Here is a 17,226-nt window from a genome sequence, read left to right on the forward strand (position 1 = left end):
CCTCGTCGGGCGACGATTGCCCGCGACCGGCGAGCCACGTACAGTATTTGCCTGCCTCCATTCCGGAATCCCCATGCCGATCGCATTTCAGAAGATGAACGCGAATGGCGATGACTTCGTCATCGTCGACCTGCGCGGTCGGAAACACGATCGCGCGCATCCCGTCGACGGCGACCTCGTGCGGCGCATGGGCGATCGGCATCGCGGCATCGGCTTCAACCAGCTCGCGGTGATCTCGGACGGCGACGACGCGGCCGCGCGCGTCGCGTTCTGGAACCCCGACGGCTCGGCGCTCGATACCTGCGGCAGCGCGACGCGCGGCGTCGCATGGAAGCTGATGCGGGAAACCGGCGCGGCGTCGATCGTGCTGCGCACGAATCGCGGCCGCCTGCACTGTTCGCAGGATGCGGACGGGCTGATCAAGGTCGAGATGGGTGCGCCGCGGCTCGGCTGGCGGGACATACCCTTCGCCGAAGCCGCCGACACGCTCGCGCTGCCGCTGCCGGGCACGCCGGCCGCCTGCAGCATGGGCAATCCGCACTGCACGTTCTTCGTCGACGATCCCGACACGCTCGACGTCGCCGCACTCGGCCCGGCGATCGAAGCACATCCGCTGTTTCCGCAGAAAACCAACGTCCATTTCGTGCGGGTCATCGATCGCACGCACATTCGCCTGCGCATCTGGGAACGCGGCGGCGGCGTGCCGCTCGGTTCCGGTTCGTGCTCGTGCGGCGCGGTGGTCAACGGCATCCGGCGCGGGCTGCTCGACGATACCGTGCGGGTGACCTGCGACGGCGGCGACGTCACCGTTCACTGGGACGGCGCCGGCAGCGTGTTCCTGAGCGGGCCCGTGACGGCCGGCTTCAGCGGAGTGTGGCCGTCATGACCGACGACGCACAAACCTTCCACGCGCTGCGCCCGCGCCTGCAGAAGATCGCGTACCGGATGCTCGGCTCCGTCGCGGATGCCGAGGACATCGTGCAGGACGTGTGGCTGCGCTGGCACGACGCGGCGCGCGACAGCATCGAGAACGCCGAGGCGTGGCTCGTCGCGGTCACGACGCGCACGTCGATCGATCGCCTGCGCGCGGCGAAGATCCGGCGCGAGCACTACACGGGTATCTGGCTGCCCGAACCGGAGCTCGGCGAATCGCCCGCGACGCCCGAGGAAATGACGGAGCGCGCGAGCGACGTATCGGTCGCGTACCTGCTGTTGCTCGAACGGTTGACGCCTGAAGCGCGCGCGGCGTTCCTGCTGCACGAAGTCTTCGAATTCGACTACGACCGGATCGCCGACGCGATCGGCAAGACCGAAGCCGCGTGCCGGCAGCTCGTCAGCCGGGCCCGCGCGCGGCTGCGCGACGACACCCCGCCGCGGCATGCGGTGCCGCATGAAACGCATCGCCGGCTGCTGCAGACGTTCACGCATGCGCTCGCGCAAGGCGACTTCCCGTCGATCCAGGCGTTGCTCGCCGAAGACGCGATGCTGATCGGCGACGGCGGCGGCCACGTCCAGAGCTTCCCGAAACCGATGGTCGGCGGCCGGCGCATCGCTCAACTGTTCTATGCGACGTGGTTGCGCTGCGGCAGCGGCGTCGAAATGCGGCCGGTCGTGCTGAACGGCGAGTGGGCGATGCTGCGCTTCATCGACGGACAACTCGAATCGGCGATGTCGTTCGACACCGACGGCACGCGCATCGGCCGGATTCTCGTGCAGCGCAACCCGGAGAAGCTCGCCCGGATCGCGAGCGCCTGCGCCGCCGGCTGACGCGCGCATCGCCGCGCGCCGGCGCCGGCCGCGCTCGCCGTCGAGCCCGGATTGGTGCAGCGCGCGCAACACGATGCGTCCCTGTACGTGGCTACCGCGCCCCGGTGCACACTCCTAAGATGATTTCGCGCGGCGCCCTGCCGCCCACGACGCCCGCGCAACGCGGGCCAGCCTCTTCGTCGCCAGGAGAAATCATGACGCAGCGTCTCAACTACATTCAACAGTCGCCCGAGCTGTTCCGGAAATTCCTCGAACTCAGCAACCTGCTGCGCAACAGCGCGATCGAGGAATCGATCCGCGATCTCGTGTCCGTCCGGGCGTCGCAGATCAACGGCTGCGCGTTCTGCCTCGACATGCACGTGAAGGAGGCGCGCATCCACGGCGAGCGCGAGCTGCGCCTGCATCATCTTGCGACGTGGCGCGAATCGACGCTCTTCTCGCCGCGCGAGCGGGCCGCGCTCGCGTGGACCGAAGCACTGACGACACTGCCCGCGCACGGCGTGCCGGACGACCTCTACGACCGCGTGCGCGGCCAGCTCTCGGAAAAGGAATTGTCGGACCTGACGTTCGAAGTGATGGCGATCAACGGCTGGAACCGCGCGAATGTCGCGTTCCGGACCGTGCCGGGCTCGTCCGACAAGGCCTTCGGTCTCGACAAGGCCAATCTCGCCTGACGGCCGCGCCCGACGGCAGGCCACGCCCCTCCCTCGCTGCCGGCCGTCGGCCGGCGGCCCACCGGAAGCCACCACCATGATTCGCATGAAACACGTGCTCGCGGCCGCGCTCGTCGTCGCGGGCGCCGCGACCGGCGTCGCCCGAGCGGCGCCCTCGGCCATCGTCACGCCGCTGATGACGAAGCCGCTCGACGCGTACCCGGGCAAGGAAGCCCTGATGATCTCGGTCGAGTATCCACCCGGCGCGGTCGACCCGGTCCATCGCCACCACGCCGACGCGTTCGTCTATGTCGTCGAGGGTTCGATCGTGATGCAGGTGAAGGGCGGCGAGCCCGTCACGCTGAAACCGGGCCAGACCTTCTACGAGGGCCCGAACGATCTGCACACGGTCGGACGCAACGCGAGCCGGACGCGGCCCGCGAAGTTCATCGTGCTGCTGTTGAAGGGCAAGGGCGCGCCCGTGCTCGTGCCGGAAAAATAACCGGCTCGCACGCCGCCGCGCCCTTTTTTGAAAAAATGCGGCGGGCGGTGTCACAGGCGGCAGCGCTGAACCGTCTAGTCGCATACGGACACCACGATTCCAGCGCCCCCATGCCCGACACCTCCATTCGCCGCCCCGATGCCGACGATCCGTTCGCGCGCAGCTTCTCGACCTGCTATGCCGGCGTGGTCACGTTCCTCGCCGTCGTCACCGAGGGCAGCTTCGCACGCGCGGCCGATCGCCTCGGCGTCGGCCGCTCGTCGGTCAGCCGCCACGTGCAACGGCTCGAGGACCGGCTCGACGCCCGCCTGTTCCAGCGCACGACCCGCAGCATGTCGCTGACGCGCGAAGGCGAGCTCTTCTACGAAAACTGCCGGCCCGGCATCGAGCACCTGGCGCAGGCGCTCGAGGACATGCGCGAGCTGCGCAGCGGCCCGCCGAGCGGGCACCTGCGCATCGGCTCGACGCCCGGCTTCGGCCGCAAGGTCGTCGCGCCGCTGTTGCGCGATTTCCATGCGCGCTATCCGGACATCACGCTCGACCTGCTGTTGAACGACCGGCCGGCCGATTTCTCCGCCGACCGCATCGACGTCGCGTTTCGCGACGGCCGCATGGAGGACAGCGCGATCGTCGCGCGCCGGCTGATTCCGATGCAGATGATCGTCTGCGCGTCGCCGTCGTACGCGCACCGGCACGGCCTGCCGCGCCACGTCGACGACCTCGCGCGACATCGCTGCATCAACCTGTGCACCGCATCGGGCCGCGTGACGGAATGGGAATTCAGGATCGACGGGCTGACGCAGCAGCGCCAGCTCGCCGCGCATCACACGTTCAACGACATCGATCTCGTCGTGCGCGCGGCGCTCGACGGCCTCGGCATCGCGCAACTGCCCGCGTACCAGGTGTGCGACCTGCTCGCCGACGGCCGGCTGGTGAGCTGTCTCGGCCAGCACGCGCCGGACGACGGCGGCCACTATCTCTGTTACCTGAGCCGCAAGCACCTGCCCACGCGCATCCGCGTGTTCATCGACTACATGATCGAACAGACGCGTGCGCGCGACCTGCAGTGCCTGACGACGATGACGACGATGGCGCCGCTGGAGACCGTCGATTGATGCATGCACGACAACACGGCGAGGGCCTGCCGGACCCTACCGGATCGGGCGGCGCATGCCTACGATGCAGGCTGTTCGACACGCATCCGGATCCGGCAAGGCGCCGTTCGGCAAGGTCCGGGCCCGATCGCGCGAACGCGATGAGCGCCGGTTTCGGCAGATTCAAGCGGCGCGCATGTCGCGCGCCCGTTCAAGGAGAGCAATCGTGAAAATCGTCGTGATTGGTGGTACCGGCCTCATCGGCAGCAAGGTCGTCAGGAACCTGATCGCACGCGGCCACGACGCGGTGGCGGCGGCGCCGTCGACCGGCGTCGATACGATCACCGGGGCGGGACTGGACGACGCGCTCGCCGGCGCGGAGGTCGTGGTCGATCTCGCAAATTCGCCGTCGTTCGAGGAAGCGGCCGTGAAAGCGTTCTTCGAGGCGTCGGGGCGCAACCTGTTCGCCGCGGAGCGCGCGGCCGGCGTGCGCCATCACGTCGCGCTGTCGGTGGTCGGCACCGACCGGCTGCAGCAGAGCGCATATTTCCGCGGCAAGATCATCCAGGAAAACCTGATCCGCGAAGCAGGCGTGCCGTACACGATCGTGCGCTCGACGCAGTTCTTCGAATTTGTCGGCGCGATCGCGCAGGCCGGCGCGCAGGGCGATACGGTCCGGTTGACCACCGCGCACTTCCAGCCGATCGCATCGGACGACGTCGCGGCCGCCGTGACCGACTTCGCGCTCGACGCGCCGCGCAACGGCATCGCCGAAATCGGCGGCCCCGAGCACGTACGGATCGCCGATCTGGTCGAGCGTTTCCTGTCGGCGACGCACGACGCGCGCACGGTGACGCGCGACGCCAGCGCCGACTACTTCGGCGCGGTGCTGCAGGACGACACGCTCGTGCCGGCAGCCGGTGCGCGCCTCGGCGCGACGACCTTCGACGCGTGGTTCCGGCAGAACGCGCTCGCGCGCTGAACGCCACAGCCGGATCACGCACGCCATGACGCCGCTGCGCCCGCCGCCGCTCTCGCTGCTCGACCGGTATCGCGGACGAGAACCGCAGACGCTGTACTCGACGACGGTGACCGTCACGGGCGGCGCGGCGGAGCACGGCCGCGCATCGGGCGTCGCGCGTTCCGACGACGGGCGGCTCGATGTCGAGCTGCGCCTGCCGTCCGCGCTCGGCGGGCCCGGCGACGGCCCCAATCCGGAGCAGTTGTTCGCCGCCAGCTATGCGGCGTGCTTTCATGGCGCGCTGAGCCTGCTGGCCGCACGGGCGGGGGTGTCGATCGCCGGTGCCTCGGTGTCCGCATCGATCGACTTCTGCCGCGATCCGATGGACGGACTGTTCATGCTGAACGCGAACATTCGCGTGCGGCTGCCGGGCGTCGAACGCGCGGTGGCGGAAGAACTCGTCCGCAACACCGAGCGTTTCAGTCCGTATACGAAGATGGCGCACGAAGGGATCAGCCACGTGGTGGCGCTGGCGCCGACGGACGATGCGCACGAACGCTAAACGGCACGCACGTTCAACCCATCATCTTCACGAGAAAGTCATGCAGTCATTCGACAACAAGGTGGTCCTCATTACCGGCGGCGGCGCCGGCATCGGGCTGGCAGCGGCCGTCGCGTTCGCACGCGAAGGTGCGCGCGTCGTCATCACGGGCCGCCGCGAAGATGCGCTGTCCGCCGCCGCGCGCAGCGCGCCCGGTATCGACTACGTGGTCGCGGACGCCGGCGATCCGGCCGATGCCGCGCGCACGATCGACGAAGCGGTCGCACTCGCAGGGCGGCTCGATGTGCTGGTCAACAATGCGGGCGCAGGTGCAATCCTGCCGCTCGGGTCGGCGACCTTCGAAGCGATCAGCGCGATCTTTTCAGTCAATACGCTCGGACCGTCGATGCTCGCGACCGCCGCATTGCCGCATCTGAAAGCAGCCCGCGGCAGCATCGTCAACGTGTCGAGCACGTTCGGACACAAGGCTGCGGCGCTGCTGTCGCACTATGCAGCGAGCAAGGCCGCGCTCGAGCATCTGACGCGCTGCTGGGCGCTCGAGCTCGCATCGGCGGGCGTACGCGTGAACGCCGTCGCGGCGGGCCCGACGGAAACGGACTTCCTGTCGGAACGGATGAAGCTGTCGGCGCCCGACATCGAAGCAATCAAGGCGCAGGAGCGCACGCGCATTCCGCTTGGCCGGCGCGGCGAGCCCGCGGACGTCGCGAACTGGATCGTGTCGCTCGCGTCGCCGCTGGCGGCATGGATGACGGGGCAGGTGATCACGGTCGACGGCGGGCTCGACGCAACCTGACCGTCGCGAGGACGCGCGGCACGCGACGTACGACGCGTGCCGCGCGAAGGGGCAAATCAGTGCTTTTCGTCGAGCTTCTTCGGCTTCGGCGGCGACGGCACCTTCGCGTACTGGAACGCCGGCGTGGCCTTCAGCGCCTCCTTCGTCGCGCCCGGCAGGTAGATGTTGCCGTTGCGCACGTCGAGCGACGCGATCGGCACCGCGACGTCGTGCGCGGCCACGCCGAGGAAGCCGCCGGCCGACACGATCGCGGCCGACACCGAGCCGTCCGGCGCGACGATCAGGTCACGCACCTTGCCGACTTTCTGGTTCTCGTCGTTGTAGACGGTCTTGCCGAGCACGCTCTTCTTCACGCTCCAGCCTTCGAGGAGCGCCTGCGATTGCTCGACGGTCACGCTGATGGGCTGCGCGCCCGCGATCTGCGCATGCGCGCTGACGCTCGACGCGAGGACGGTTGCTGCGATGAGGGTCTTGTAGAACTTCATATGCGTTGCACTCCGGTTCGGTTGTTGTGGATTCCGGGAACGAAGCGGCGCGGGCGCAACGGCTGATCGGTACGCACCCAGCGGATGGACGCCCCACAGATGGCCGCCCCGCGGATGGCCGCCCCGCGCTTCGTCGGTCGCATGGCGGCCGGCCGCGCCGCCATTGCGTGTGTGCGTGGCGGACCGGCATGGCCGGGCCGCAGCGTGCAACACGGAGTTCATGGTAGCGGCAATCGGCGGATCGTGCGTTCGGCGTGCGACGTGGCCGGTGGGGCAAACCGGATCAGGATCAAGGACCACGCAGAACAGCGGGGCGCGCGGCGCGAAAATAAAGGCGCCGCGGCCTGTCGATCAGGACGCCGTCGCTGACGCGCCGCCGATCGTCGCAGCGCCGCGAATGACGCGGCGGGCGCCGGGACGCGACGCGGTATCACGCATTCCGCGAATACACCCTGCGATGCCGCGCCGCCTCCGCCAGCACGTCGAGCACCGGCTCCGTCTGCGTCCAGCTCAGGCATGCATCGGTGATCGACACGCCGTACTTCAGCGGCACGCCCGGCTTCAGGTCCTGCCGCCCGGCTTCGAGATGGCTTTCCACCATCACGCCGACGATCCGGTGCTCGCCCTGCCCCAATTGCCGCGCGAGATCCTGCGCCACCTCGATCTGCCGCTCGTGCGACTTGTTCGAGTTCGCATGCGAGCAGTCGACCATCACCTGCTCGCGCAAGCCGGCCTTGCGCAGCACCGCGCAGCACGCCTCGACATGCTCGGCATCGTAGTTCGGGCCGTTCTTGCCGCCGCGCAGGATCACATGCGCATCGTCGTTGCCGCGCGTCTCGAAAATCGCGGCCATCCCCATCTTCGTCATCCCCATGAACGCATGGCTCGCGGCCGCGGCGACGATCGCGTCCGACGCGACCTGCACGCCGCCGTCGGTGCCGTTCTTGAAGCCGATCGGGCAGCTCAGCCCCGACGCGAGCTGGCGATGGCTCTGGCTCTCGGTCGTGCGTGCGCCGATCGCGCCCCACGCGATCAGGTCGGCGATGTACTGCGGGCTCAGCAGGTCGAGGAATTCGGTCGATGCGGGCAGGCCGAGCGCGTTGATGTCGAGCAGCAGTTGCCGCGCGGCGCGCAGCCCTTCGTTGATGCGGAAGCTGCCGTCGAGGCGCGGATCGTTGATGTACCCCTTCCAGCCGACCGTCGTACGCGGCTTCTCGAAGTACACGCGCATCGTGATCAGCAGGTCGTCCTTCAGCGCGTCCGCGGCGGCCTTCAGGCGGCGCGCGTAATCAAGCGCCTGGTCGTGATCGTGGATCGAGCACGGGCCGACGACGAGCAGCAGCCGGTCGTCGCGGCCGTGCAGGATGTCGCCGATCGCGCGGCGCGTATCCTCGACGAGCGTCTGCGTGGCGGCCGGCACCGGCAGCTCGTCGAGCAGCAGCGCGGGCGAAATCAGCGGACGCACGGCGCCGATGCGGACGTCGTCGATGCGGGTGGTGTCCTGCGTCGCGTCGGCGCTGCCTACCTCGCGATCGTGGGAAGGATTGTCGAGGTTCTGCATGGTGATTCTCCGGGGGACGTCTGTCTGGAATGATGGGCAGGCTCGATTATGGCACCCGGACGAGGTGGCAGCGGGGTACGGCGAGGCAGTGCGGGCGGCGGCCGCCGCAGTCACGCGACCGACGTCGAAACGAGACAAAAAAGGCGACCCGTAAAAGGGTCGCCCGCCGTTCGCCGCGTTGCGCGGCAGCGACTAGTGCAGCGTCTCGGGCGCGAGCGAATTGCTCGGCAGCAGCGACGTCAGCCAGCAATTGTTCGGCGCGGCTTTGCCGTTGAAGCGGTCGTAGAGCCACGGCAGCATGCCGGCCACCCACGGCACGATCGCGCCCGCGTGTTCGAGCGGATACTCGGTGTACGTGACCGCCGTGCCGCTCGCGCAGAATTTCTGCGCCAGCGCGCGCACATCGTACGCGAGCATCACGCCGTCGCCCACCTGGCTGCCGAACGTGCCGTCCAGCGCGCCCGCGGTGCCCTGGCCGATGAACATCGGGATCGTCGGCGACGCGGCCAGCCCCGCGTTCACCTTGTTCGCATAGGTGACGTACACCGGAATGCTGTTGATGTCGTTCGCGTATTGCGGCTTGAACAGCGTGCCCCAGCGCAAGCCCGTGTACTTCGGCAGGATGTACGCGAGCGACTGGCTCTGGATGTCCTTGAACACGGCGACGCCCGTCTCGCTGAGGTACGGCGTCAGGTCGAAACCGTAGCCACGCGACAGCCCGGCCAGCGCGGCCGCGGCGACGCCGCCCCACACGATGCTGCCGTCGACGTAACGCAGGTTGTGCGCCGGATCGACCAGCACGCCGCCTTCCGCCGCGCCGACGAGTTGCCGGTTGACGTCGGGCGCATAGCTCGGCGCGAGTTGCGCGGCCCAGTTGGTCGCGATCGCGCCGCCGGAATAGCCGATCATCGCGACCTTGCTCGACGGACTCAGCCCGGTCGACGGCGTATTGAGCGCGGCGCGGATCGAATCGAGCGTCGTCATCCCGTATTCGGGGCCGGCCGCGAAATCGGCCGTCTGGCCCTCGGTATCGGGCACGATGACGTTGTAGCCGAGCAGCAGCAGCGTCGCCAGCGGGATCGATTCCGCGCTGTACAGCAACGTGCCGACGTTGATCACCTTGGTCACGTCGCGGTCGCCGGCGATCACCTGCGACGGCTCGTCGTACGGGTTCAGCGAATCGTAAGCCGACTGGTACGAGATCGCCCGGCCGTTGCTGACCGGGCTGCGGATCACGGACGTCACGTTGACGACCGGCTGGTTCAGCGCGTTGTGGGTGCGATACAGCAGCTGCTGCGCGGTCACCGCGGTCGGCATGCCGGCCACGTGATAGGTGACGTTGCGCGTCTTGATCACGGTGCCCGGTGGAACCGATGCCAGCGGCGTGGTGCCGGTGTATGTATAGAACGGATCGGAAACGGCCGGTGCGGCTGCGCCGGCCGGCGGTGCGGCGACGGCCAGTGCGGCCGACACCGCGGCCGCGGCCATCATGAAACGTCTGGAGGACATGGGTGGAGGCCCCTGGGATAACCTGCTGCATCGAAGGAAATTCGGCGGTGTTGCAGACCATCTCGATTGCCGCTTCAACGGCGTTTCCCTGCCATCGACTGTCTCCTGTAAGTGAATGATCCGGTTTGTTCCGGTTCTGTAATTTGGTAGGACTGCAAAGCTGATTCATTGAAGCACAACGCGAATGCGTTCGAGATGCGTTTTCGACTGTTTGAAGGTAAACGTCTAAACCGGCTTGCCACGCGAGGCGAGCGCCCCGGCCGTTCGGCCGAATGTTCGCGTTCGAGCGAAGTACCGTACGATCATGGCTGTCCGATAGCGAGGCGGCCCCTCGTGCCACGTCGGCCGCCCCGTGCACCGCTTGCCTGTGACCGATCGTTTCCTGCTCAACCGACACGCCACGATGACCGTCTCCGAACTGCTCCGCGCCATCCGCCAACCCTATGCCGACCTGCTCGCGAAAGCGGCCACGCAACCGGCGATCGTCGTCGAACCGGCCTACCGGCGCGCCGACGGCACGCTGGCCACCGAAGGCCCGCTCGCGCTGCCGTGCCGCGCCGACACCATCGCGACCGAGGGCGAGGCGGCCGGCCAGCCCGCGATGGTCGATTCGGCCACGCAGCTGGATTTCGAGCCGTTCGCCTTCGAACTGGAAACGGCGGCCGTGTCGATCCAGCCGTTCGTGTGGGACTGGGCCGCGGTCGAAGCCGACGGTCTCGACGAAAGCACCGCGAACGATGCGTTCAAGACGTGGTTCCTCGCGTGGTTCGACGCGGACGACGAGAACACGCCGGCCGAGGACGGGCTGCACGGCATCGTTCACTACCTGTCGGAACCGGTTCGCACGGAACAGGGCTGGCGCATCCACGCGGATCTCGGTTCCGCGCCGGAGACGGCCGTCGAGGATCTGCTGTTCCGGCTCGTCGACGCGGGCGCAACGCGGATCCGTGTTGGTTGATATGCACCTTCATCGTTCCCCCATCCTCATGAAAACCACCCGGTTATCGCCGTTGATGCGCCCGTTCTTCCGAAGCGCGTGCGTCCTGATCGCACTGCACGCGGGCTCTGCGAATGCCGCGCCGCGCACCGTCTATGAAGGGACGCTGCAAGGCGCCGGCACCGTCGTGATGGAACTCGACGATCGCCCGGCCGCGGACGGCACGATCTCGGGTCGCTATTTCTACGCGCAGTTCGGCGTCGATATTCCGCTGCGCGGCAAGCCCGCGCGACTCGTCGAGCCGCTCGTGCGCACGCAATTGCCGGACGATGCGCGCTCCGCGCCGGAATACAGCGACAAGCCCGATTTCGATCATGGGGCGGCCACCTGGCAGGGCACGCGGGACAAGGACGGCTATCGCGGCCGATGGACCGATGCGCGTTCAGGCAAGACACGTACCTTCGCGTTGCGCCGCGTGGCGGCATACGATCCCGACTCGGTTGCGCCCGGCTCGGTCGAAGCCGTCACCGCGCTCGTGGCGGGCGGTGTCGGCAGCGGCATCGCCCGCGGCGCGGACATCGACATGCAGCACGCGCCTTACGCCGCGTTGAAGCTCGCCGGGCATGCGCAGCCGGTCGGCCCCGAGGTTGGCGACGGCACGGTGGCGTACCGGATGTGGCGCGATCCGCGCACGGTGCTCGCGTATCCGCGCCTGAGCCGCCATCCCGACCCGGCCGTGATGGCGCGCGTCAACCATCTGCTCGAACAGCGGCACTGGCAAATGAGTCTCGCGGCGCTCGAATGCGCGTCGACCCGCTATACCGACGACGGCCCGGCCGCCGGCACGCTCGGCAGCTACGACGACGAGCGCGTGACGGTCACGTGGCTGTCGCGTGCGGCACTGGGCATCGTGGAAGCCGGCAGCACGTACTGCGGCGGCGCGCACCCGGCCAATCACTACGATCCGGTCACGTTCGACCTGCTGCGCGGTGCGTATCTCGACTGGAATCGCGTGATCGATGCGGCCGCGCCGGCCGACGACCGTGAATCGGCAACGAGCGCCGCGATGGTGAAGTTCATTGCGCGGCTGCGCGACGAAGCCGCACCGGGCAACCAGCCGACGGACGGCGACGGCGATTCGCTGTCGTGCGCCGACGTGTTCCCGCAGTATCTGGCGTTCGAACTCGATGCACCGGGCAAGCTGTCGTTCGTCGTATCCGGCATCGGTCACGCAATGGGTGCCTGTCTCGGCCCGCAGCTCGACGCGCCGTTTGCCGCGCTCAAGCCGATCCTGAGACCGGGCGGCGCGCGCTACCTCGTCCCGGGCGTCAAGCTGAAGTGACGCGGCGGTGCGCGCGCACCGCCAGCACTGCATCAGGAAGCGATCAGGACGCGTTGCCCGGCGTGTCAACGTCGATGCCGAGTTCGCTCGCCATCCGTTGAACCAGCGCATTCAGGCGCGTCACTTCGTCCGCAAGGCGCTTCTGTTCGGCCTTCAGCGCCTCGAATTCGGAAGGCGGCACCGAATCCGCGCCGCCGCCCGCGTCCGCGCTCGCGAAGTCGGCCATGTTCACCTCGCCGCACATCAGGTGCATCCAGCGGTTCTCGCGCGCGCCCGGTGCACGCGGCAGCCGGACGACGAGCGGTTGCGCGCGCGCCGCGAGTTCGTCGAGGAACGCCTCGACCGACGAGATATCCGCGAAGCCGTGCAGGCGCGCGCTGTTCAGGCGCAGCTCGGCGGCCGTCTGCGGGCCGCGCAGCAGCAGGATCGTCAGCAGCGCGATCGCCTGGCTCGGGATGCCGAGCACGCGGTTCATGTTGTGTTCGAAACGCGGCACGCGGCTGCTGCTGCCCTCCATCACGAGGCTCAGGTGCTTCAGCCCGTCGAGCGCGGTCGTCACTTCGTCCTCGCTCACGTTCATCACCGGCGCGCGCGCGGTTTTCTGGTTGCAGCCCGCGGTCAGCGCGTTCAGCGACAGCGGGTAGGTATCCGGCACCGTGTGCTGTTTCTCGACGAGCACGCCGAGAATGCGGGCCTCGAGGGGCGTGAGTTCGCGAAGGGCGCGGGGCGTGGGCGTATCCGGCGTGGTGTTCATGAGTGACATCGCAGCGTGCAGCAGGTGAAGGGAAACGGTCGCGGCCCGTCCGGCATCGCGCACGGGCGAGCCATATGATAGCTCGCGACGCTCGGCCCGGCGCCCTTGGCGCAGCAGCGTGCGGACTTGCCGCAGCGGGCTTTCGTCGGACGTAGCGGCGCGCGCGATAGCGTGCGGCGCAGCGCGGCGATGCGCGTGCGCGGCACCGCAGCGTCATCCTTCGCGCGCGCCGGGCGTTTGCGCGATGCGCATGCCGGCGCTACGATAGACGTTCATCCCGATATCAGCGGCGCCGCACACGACCGCCGTCACACGTCGACACCACGCAGCACCCGCGTTGAATGCGCTGCCGCCGTGCCTGCGCCGCTCGTCAAACCCGTTCACCCCCTCACCGGTTCACCACCATGACTGCATCTTCTTCCGCACCCGTGCGCGCCATCGTCACCGGACACACCCGCGGCGTCGGCGCGGCGCTCGCCGAACAACTGCTGCAGGAAGGCATCGCCGTGCTCGGCGTGTCGCGCAGCCGTCATCCGTCGCTCGCGTCACGGGCCGGCGAGCGCTTGACCGAGGTCGAACTCGATCTGTCCGACTCGAAGACGATCGCGAGCTGGCTGGCCGGCGACACGCTGCGCCGCTTCGTCGACGGCGCGTCGCTCGTGCTGCTGTTCAACAACGCGGGCATCGTCGATCCGATCGGCCCGCTCGCCACGCAGGACCCGGCGATCGTCGCCCGCGCGGTCGGCCTGAACGTCGCCGCGCCGCTGATGCTGTCGGCCGCGCTCGCGCAGGCCGCATCGGCCGCGACCGAATGCCGGATCGTGCACCTGTCGAGCGGCGCGGCCCGCAACGCATATGCGGGCTGGAGCATCTACTGCGCGACCAAGGCCGCGCTCGATCACCATGCGCGCGCGGTCACGCTCGACGCGAACGGCGGGCTGCGCATCTGCAGCGTGGCGCCGGGCGTCGTCGATACGGGCATGCAGGCCACGATCCGCGCGACCGACGAAGACAATTTCCCGATGCGCGAGAAATTCGACCAGTTGAAATCGAGCGGCGCGCTCGCGACGCCCGAGGCGACCGCCCGGCAACTGATCGGCTATGCGCTGAGCGACGCATTCGGTACCGAGCCGACGGCCGACGTGCGCAATCTGCCGACGCAGTAGGCGTCGGACGCGGCCCGTCATCCTTCGAGCCGCTTCGTCCAGTCCTCGACCTGCCGCGCCGTCCGGCGTTTTTCCAGCATCGCGCGCCAGCCGGGCGGCAGCAGCGGCACGTCGCACAGCGCATCGAGCGCGGCCATGTCGAGCGTGCGGCGATACAGCACGTCGAGCACCGTCGACAGCGGCCACTGCGGGTAGCGGCGCTCGTGCAGCGCCAGCACATCGCCCGCCGCCACCCAGCCTTCCTGCAGCACGCGGTAGTACCAGCCGGTCCGGCCGCTGTGCTGCACGAGCGCCGCCATCCGCGGATGGTCGAAGCGTGCGTTGAGCTTCCAGCATGGCTGCCGCGACTGCGAGACCTGGAGCACCGCGCCGCCCAGCGTGAACACGTCGCCGAGACACACGTCGTGCTCGGTGATGCCGCGCGTCGACAGGTTCTCGCCGAACGCGCCCGGCCGCGCGAGCACGTCGCGTGCGCCGATCTGGTCGGCCCACCACGCATAGTGATCGTGCGCGTAGTGGTGAACGGCCTTGTCGGGGCCGCCGTGATGCCGCGCATCGGCCTGCTCGTCGCCGGCAAACCCGAGTGCGCCCAGCCACAGGCGCGCATCCACCGGCTGCTTATCGATCGCGCTCGCGTGCGGCGTACCGGCGAGCGGCCGGCTCGCGCCGATCCGCACCGCGCCGATGGCCGCCGCGATCGCCGGCCGCGCGTCGCCGCTCATGCCGCCACACCGTCCGGCAGCGCCGCGAGCAGGCGCTCGAGTTCGCGCGTGCGTGCCTCGCCGAGCGGCAGCAGCGGCCGCCTCGGTTCGCCGGCGTCGAAGCCGCGCAGCCTCAGCCCGGCTTTCACGGTCACCGGCAACCCGCCGTTGACGATGAACTGCAGCAACGGCAACTGCGCGTGAAAAACCGATCGGGCGCGCACGAGGTCGCCCGTGCGCATCGCGTCGAACAACGCGAGCGGCAACGCGGCGTTGAGATTCGGCGCGGCCGTGCACCATCCTGCCGCGCCCGCGGCCAGCGCGGCGAGCGCCATCGGATTGCTGCCGTTGTAGAACGGGATCGTCCCGTCGCTCAATTGCGCGAGCCGGTGCATCCGGCCGATGTCGCCGGTGCTCTCCTTGACCATCGTCACGTTGTCGACGGTCCGGCAGATCGTCGCGATCAGCTCGGGCGACATGTCGACGCCGCTCGTCGCCGGGTTGTTGTACAGCATGATCGGGATGCCGATCGCGTCGCCGATCGCACGATAGTGCGCGACGATCTCGTCGTTGCCGAGCTTCCAGTACGACACCGGCAGCACCATCACCGCATCGGCGCCGGCCTGCTCGGCGAAGCGGGCGCGGCGCACCGCGCCCGCCGTGGTGAGATCGGAGATTCCGACGACGGTCGGCACGCGCCGGCGCACCGCGCGAATCGACGCGATGGCGACGGCCTCCCATTCGGCATCGGACAGGTAGGCGCTTTCGCCAGTGCTGCCCAACGGCGCGATCGCATGAACGCCGTCGGCGACCAGACGTTCGATCAACGCATCGAGCGCGGTCAGGTCGACGCCGCCGTCGGCGGAGAATGGCGTGACCGGGTAGGCAATGATGCCTTTCAGCAGGATGGACACGATATGTATTCCTCAATGATTGTCTGACGAAGTGGTAACGATGCGCCGATTCACGCGACGCAATCCTGATGCGTACGCAATGCGCGGCGCGCGTAGTAGTCGAACGTCACCGTGTCGCGCTTCGGCTTCGAGATCCAGTCGTGCGCTTCACGCGCCAACGCCGGCGGCACCGGCTTGATCTCGCCGGCCGACATCGCGAGCAGTTGCAGTTTTGCCGCGCGTTCGATCAGCAGCGCGAGGATGCATGCCTCCTCGATCGTCTTGCCGACCACGAGCTGCCCGTGATGCGACAGCAGGATCGCGCGCTTGCTGCCCAGCGCCTTCGAGATGATCTCGCCCTCCTCGTTGCCGACCGGCACACCCGGCCAGTCCTTCAGGAACGCGCAGTCGTCGTACAGCGGGCAGGTGTCCATGTGCGACACGGCGAGCGGCTGCTCGAGCATCGACAGCGCCGCGACATGCACCGGGTGCGTATGGATGATGCAGTTCACGTCCGGGCGCTCGCGATAGATCCACGTATGGAACCGGTTGGCCGGGTTCGGAATGCCTTCGCCATCGACGACGTCGAGATCCTCGTTGACGCGCAGCAGGTTCGCGGCCGAGATCTCGTCGAAGCCGAGCCCGAGCCGCTGCGTGTAGTACGTGCCGGCCGCATCCGCGCGGCAGGTGATCTGCCCGGCCAGGCCCGAGTCGTGGCCGGCGTCGAACAAGATCCGGCACGTCAGCGCGAGCTTTTGCCGCGCCGACCAGCCGCTGTCGCCCACCGCGTTGTCCAGACGCCGCTCCGCCAGCGCGACCAGCGCTTCCTTCGTCAAATTCAGCGTTTCCGCCATGTTCGCCTCCTGAATGGACCGGGCCTGCCACGCCGTCCGCGGCCGTTTCCCCGGTCACACGTGACACACGATACACCGAATGACACTTTGTGTCATGCGTTACAATCGGTTTTTCGAAGGACACCTGGCGCCCCATGACGATTCGCCTGAAGCTGCTCAGAAAACAGAAGGGCTGGACGCTCGACGTGCTGGCCGACGAGACGGGCCTCACCAAGAGCTACCTGTCGAAGGTCGAGCGCGGCCTGAGCGTGCCGTCGATCGCGGTCGCGCTGAAGCTGTCGAAGGCGCTGAACGTCGACGTCGAGCAGCTGTTCTCGGAAAGCCGCAACCGCGAGCTGATCACGGTCACGCGCGCCGGCGAGCGCACAGCGATGGGCGCGGCGGCCGACCGCCACGCGCACCGCTTCGAGAGCATCGCGGCCGGCGTCGCGCCGAAGAAGATGCTGCCGTTCGTCGTGCATCCGCCGCACGAATTCGTCGCGTCGACGTTCCGCGAGCACGAAGGCGAGGAATTCCTGTTCGTGCACAAGGGGCGCGTCGAAATCGAATTTCCGAACGAGACGGTGCAACTCAGGGCTGGCGATTCAGTCTATTTCAACGCGCTCATCCCGCACCGCACGCGCAGCCTCGGCACCGCGCAGGCGGAGATCCTGGTCATCGTCAGCCACGACGACTAGCCTCGTCACTTCTTC

The 17,226-nt window shown here is 68.4% G+C and carries 19 protein-coding genes; 12 read left to right on the forward strand and 7 right to left on the reverse strand.

The window, feature by feature from the left end; genetic code table 11:
• Positions 1-73 precede the first annotated feature (73 nt).
• The 8 genes from dapF to H0X90_RS16355 all read left to right on the forward strand — a co-directional run bounded on the left by dapF (position 74) and on the right by H0X90_RS16355 (position 6,332).
• On the forward strand, positions 74-886 hold the full coding sequence (gene dapF, locus H0X90_RS16320; RefSeq protein ID WP_077189885.1) for a diaminopimelate epimerase: 813 nt from the start codon (positions 74-76) through the stop codon (positions 884-886).
• A complete protein-coding gene (locus H0X90_RS16325; RefSeq protein WP_060211052.1) occupies positions 883-1,767 on the forward strand; it encodes an RNA polymerase sigma-70 factor in 885 nt (294 codons plus the stop codon). Before dapF ends, H0X90_RS16325 begins: the two co-directional genes overlap by 4 nt.
• 194 nt (positions 1,768-1,961) lie before the next feature.
• Entirely contained in the window at positions 1,962-2,441 is a 480-nt protein-coding gene (locus tag H0X90_RS16330) for a carboxymuconolactone decarboxylase family protein (protein ID WP_006485066.1), read from the forward strand.
• 76 nt (positions 2,442-2,517) lie between these two features.
• Positions 2,518-2,922, forward strand: a complete 405-nt coding sequence (locus tag H0X90_RS16335) for a cupin domain-containing protein (RefSeq protein ID WP_048988824.1) — start codon at positions 2,518-2,520, stop codon at positions 2,920-2,922.
• A 110-nt stretch (positions 2,923-3,032) separates the two neighbouring features.
• Positions 3,033-4,037 carry a LysR family transcriptional regulator gene (locus H0X90_RS16340; RefSeq protein ID WP_006485021.1) on the forward strand — a complete coding sequence of 335 codons (1,005 nt, stop codon included), beginning with the start codon at positions 3,033-3,035 and terminating at the stop codon, positions 4,035-4,037.
• A 205-nt stretch (positions 4,038-4,242) separates the two neighbouring features.
• Positions 4,243-4,998: an SDR family oxidoreductase gene (locus H0X90_RS16345; RefSeq protein WP_077189884.1), complete on the forward strand. Its 756-nt coding sequence runs from the start codon at positions 4,243-4,245 to the stop codon at positions 4,996-4,998.
• Between the two features lie 25 nt (positions 4,999-5,023).
• A complete protein-coding gene (locus H0X90_RS16350) occupies positions 5,024-5,539 on the forward strand; it encodes an Ohr family peroxiredoxin (protein ID WP_006485024.1) in 516 nt (171 codons plus the stop codon).
• 40 nt (positions 5,540-5,579) lie between these two features.
• Positions 5,580-6,332, forward strand: coding sequence for an SDR family NAD(P)-dependent oxidoreductase (locus H0X90_RS16355; RefSeq protein ID WP_006485028.1), 753 nt, complete (start codon positions 5,580-5,582; stop codon positions 6,330-6,332).
• 56 nt (positions 6,333-6,388) lie between these two features.
• Here H0X90_RS16355 and H0X90_RS16360 read toward each other — a convergent pair whose 3' ends face one another.
• The 3 genes from H0X90_RS16360 to H0X90_RS16370 form a co-directional block, all read right to left on the reverse strand.
• Positions 6,389-6,817 (reverse strand): PRC-barrel domain-containing protein, encoded by a 429-nt coding sequence (locus tag H0X90_RS16360; protein ID WP_006485034.1) that lies wholly within the window; start codon positions 6,815-6,817, stop codon positions 6,389-6,391.
• A 430-nt stretch (positions 6,818-7,247) separates the two neighbouring features.
• On the reverse strand, positions 7,248-8,378 hold the full coding sequence (locus tag H0X90_RS16365) for a 3-deoxy-7-phosphoheptulonate synthase (protein ID WP_077189883.1): 1,131 nt from the start codon (positions 8,376-8,378) through the stop codon (positions 7,248-7,250).
• 192 nt (positions 8,379-8,570) lie between these two features.
• Entirely contained in the window at positions 8,571-9,887 is a 1,317-nt protein-coding gene (locus H0X90_RS16370) for a lipase family protein (RefSeq protein WP_077189882.1), read from the reverse strand.
• A gap of 403 nt (positions 9,888-10,290) precedes the next feature.
• Between H0X90_RS16370 and H0X90_RS16375 the strand changes: the two genes are divergently transcribed.
• A complete protein-coding gene (locus H0X90_RS16375) occupies positions 10,291-10,845 on the forward strand; it encodes a hypothetical protein (RefSeq protein ID WP_077189914.1) in 555 nt (184 codons plus the stop codon).
• A 55-nt stretch (positions 10,846-10,900) separates the two neighbouring features.
• Complete coding sequence (locus H0X90_RS16380) at positions 10,901-12,166, forward strand: hypothetical protein (RefSeq protein ID WP_006494324.1); 1,266 nt, start codon at positions 10,901-10,903, stop codon at positions 12,164-12,166.
• 43 nt (positions 12,167-12,209) lie between these two features.
• Here the strand turns inward: H0X90_RS16380 and H0X90_RS16385 are convergent, their stop codons facing one another.
• Positions 12,210-12,920 carry a YceH family protein gene (locus H0X90_RS16385; RefSeq protein WP_012493633.1) on the reverse strand — a complete coding sequence of 237 codons (711 nt, stop codon included), beginning with the start codon at positions 12,918-12,920 and terminating at the stop codon, positions 12,210-12,212.
• 404 nt (positions 12,921-13,324) lie between these two features.
• On the opposite strand from H0X90_RS16385, the gene H0X90_RS16390 reads away from it, so the two are divergent.
• On the forward strand, positions 13,325-14,086 hold the full coding sequence (locus H0X90_RS16390; RefSeq protein ID WP_077189881.1) for an SDR family oxidoreductase: 762 nt from the start codon (positions 13,325-13,327) through the stop codon (positions 14,084-14,086).
• 17 nt (positions 14,087-14,103) lie between these two features.
• Here H0X90_RS16390 and H0X90_RS16395 read toward each other — a convergent pair whose 3' ends face one another.
• Genes H0X90_RS16395 through H0X90_RS16405 form a run of 3 tightly spaced genes read right to left on the reverse strand, consistent with a single transcriptional unit; the run spans position 14,104 to position 16,534 of the window.
• Positions 14,104-14,808, reverse strand: a complete 705-nt coding sequence (locus H0X90_RS16395) for an MOSC domain-containing protein (protein WP_058902432.1) — start codon at positions 14,806-14,808, stop codon at positions 14,104-14,106.
• On the reverse strand, positions 14,805-15,701 hold the full coding sequence (locus H0X90_RS16400) for a dihydrodipicolinate synthase family protein (protein ID WP_012493634.1): 897 nt from the start codon (positions 15,699-15,701) through the stop codon (positions 14,805-14,807). The genes H0X90_RS16395 and H0X90_RS16400 overlap by 4 nt, the downstream gene beginning before the upstream one ends.
• A 50-nt stretch (positions 15,702-15,751) precedes the next feature.
• The gene (locus H0X90_RS16405) at positions 15,752-16,534 is read right to left on the reverse strand and encodes an aldolase (RefSeq protein WP_077189880.1); all 783 of its coding nucleotides are present in this window, start codon (positions 16,532-16,534) and stop codon (positions 15,752-15,754) included.
• A 134-nt stretch (positions 16,535-16,668) separates the two neighbouring features.
• Here H0X90_RS16405 and H0X90_RS16410 point away from each other — a divergent pair, with 134 nt between their 5' ends.
• Positions 16,669-17,211, forward strand: coding sequence for a helix-turn-helix domain-containing protein (locus H0X90_RS16410; RefSeq protein ID WP_006485051.1), 543 nt, complete (start codon positions 16,669-16,671; stop codon positions 17,209-17,211).
• The last annotated feature ends 15 nt before the right edge of the window (positions 17,212-17,226 follow it).

Source organism: Burkholderia sp. 9775_39, from assembly GCF_015712225.1.
GTDB classification, from domain to species: Bacteria; Pseudomonadota; Gammaproteobacteria; order Burkholderiales; family Burkholderiaceae; genus Burkholderia; species Burkholderia cenocepacia.

Bases quoted from the DNA above. Each gene is read 5' to 3' on its own strand.
- dapF (WP_077189885.1), top strand. From the start codon at position 74: ATGCCGATCGCATTTCAGAAGATGAACGCGAATGGCGATGACTTCGTC.
- H0X90_RS16325 (WP_060211052.1), top strand. From the start codon at position 883: ATGACCGACGACGCACAAACCTTCCACGCGCTGCGCCCGCGCCTGCAG.
- H0X90_RS16330 (WP_006485066.1), top strand. From the start codon at position 1,962: ATGACGCAGCGTCTCAACTACATTCAACAGTCGCCCGAGCTGTTCCGG.
- H0X90_RS16335 (WP_048988824.1), top strand. From the start codon at position 2,518: ATGATTCGCATGAAACACGTGCTCGCGGCCGCGCTCGTCGTCGCGGGC.
- H0X90_RS16340 (WP_006485021.1), top strand. From the start codon at position 3,033: ATGCCCGACACCTCCATTCGCCGCCCCGATGCCGACGATCCGTTCGCG.
- H0X90_RS16350 (WP_006485024.1), top strand. From the start codon at position 5,024: ATGACGCCGCTGCGCCCGCCGCCGCTCTCGCTGCTCGACCGGTATCGC.
- H0X90_RS16355 (WP_006485028.1), top strand. From the start codon at position 5,580: ATGCAGTCATTCGACAACAAGGTGGTCCTCATTACCGGCGGCGGCGCC.
- H0X90_RS16360 (WP_006485034.1), bottom strand. From the start codon at position 6,817: ATGAAGTTCTACAAGACCCTCATCGCAGCAACCGTCCTCGCGTCGAGC.
- H0X90_RS16365 (WP_077189883.1), bottom strand. From the start codon at position 8,378: ATGCAGAACCTCGACAATCCTTCCCACGATCGCGAGGTAGGCAGCGCC.
- H0X90_RS16370 (WP_077189882.1), bottom strand. From the start codon at position 9,887: ATGTCCTCCAGACGTTTCATGATGGCCGCGGCCGCGGTGTCGGCCGCA.
- H0X90_RS16375 (WP_077189914.1), top strand. From the start codon at position 10,291: ATGACCGTCTCCGAACTGCTCCGCGCCATCCGCCAACCCTATGCCGAC.
- H0X90_RS16380 (WP_006494324.1), top strand. From the start codon at position 10,901: ATGCGCCCGTTCTTCCGAAGCGCGTGCGTCCTGATCGCACTGCACGCG.
- H0X90_RS16385 (WP_012493633.1), bottom strand. From the start codon at position 12,920: ATGAACACCACGCCGGATACGCCCACGCCCCGCGCCCTTCGCGAACTC.
- H0X90_RS16390 (WP_077189881.1), top strand. From the start codon at position 13,325: ATGACTGCATCTTCTTCCGCACCCGTGCGCGCCATCGTCACCGGACAC.
- H0X90_RS16395 (WP_058902432.1), bottom strand. From the start codon at position 14,808: ATGAGCGGCGACGCGCGGCCGGCGATCGCGGCGGCCATCGGCGCGGTG.
- H0X90_RS16405 (WP_077189880.1), bottom strand. From the start codon at position 16,534: ATGGCGGAAACGCTGAATTTGACGAAGGAAGCGCTGGTCGCGCTGGCG.
- H0X90_RS16410 (WP_006485051.1), top strand. From the start codon at position 16,669: ATGACGATTCGCCTGAAGCTGCTCAGAAAACAGAAGGGCTGGACGCTC.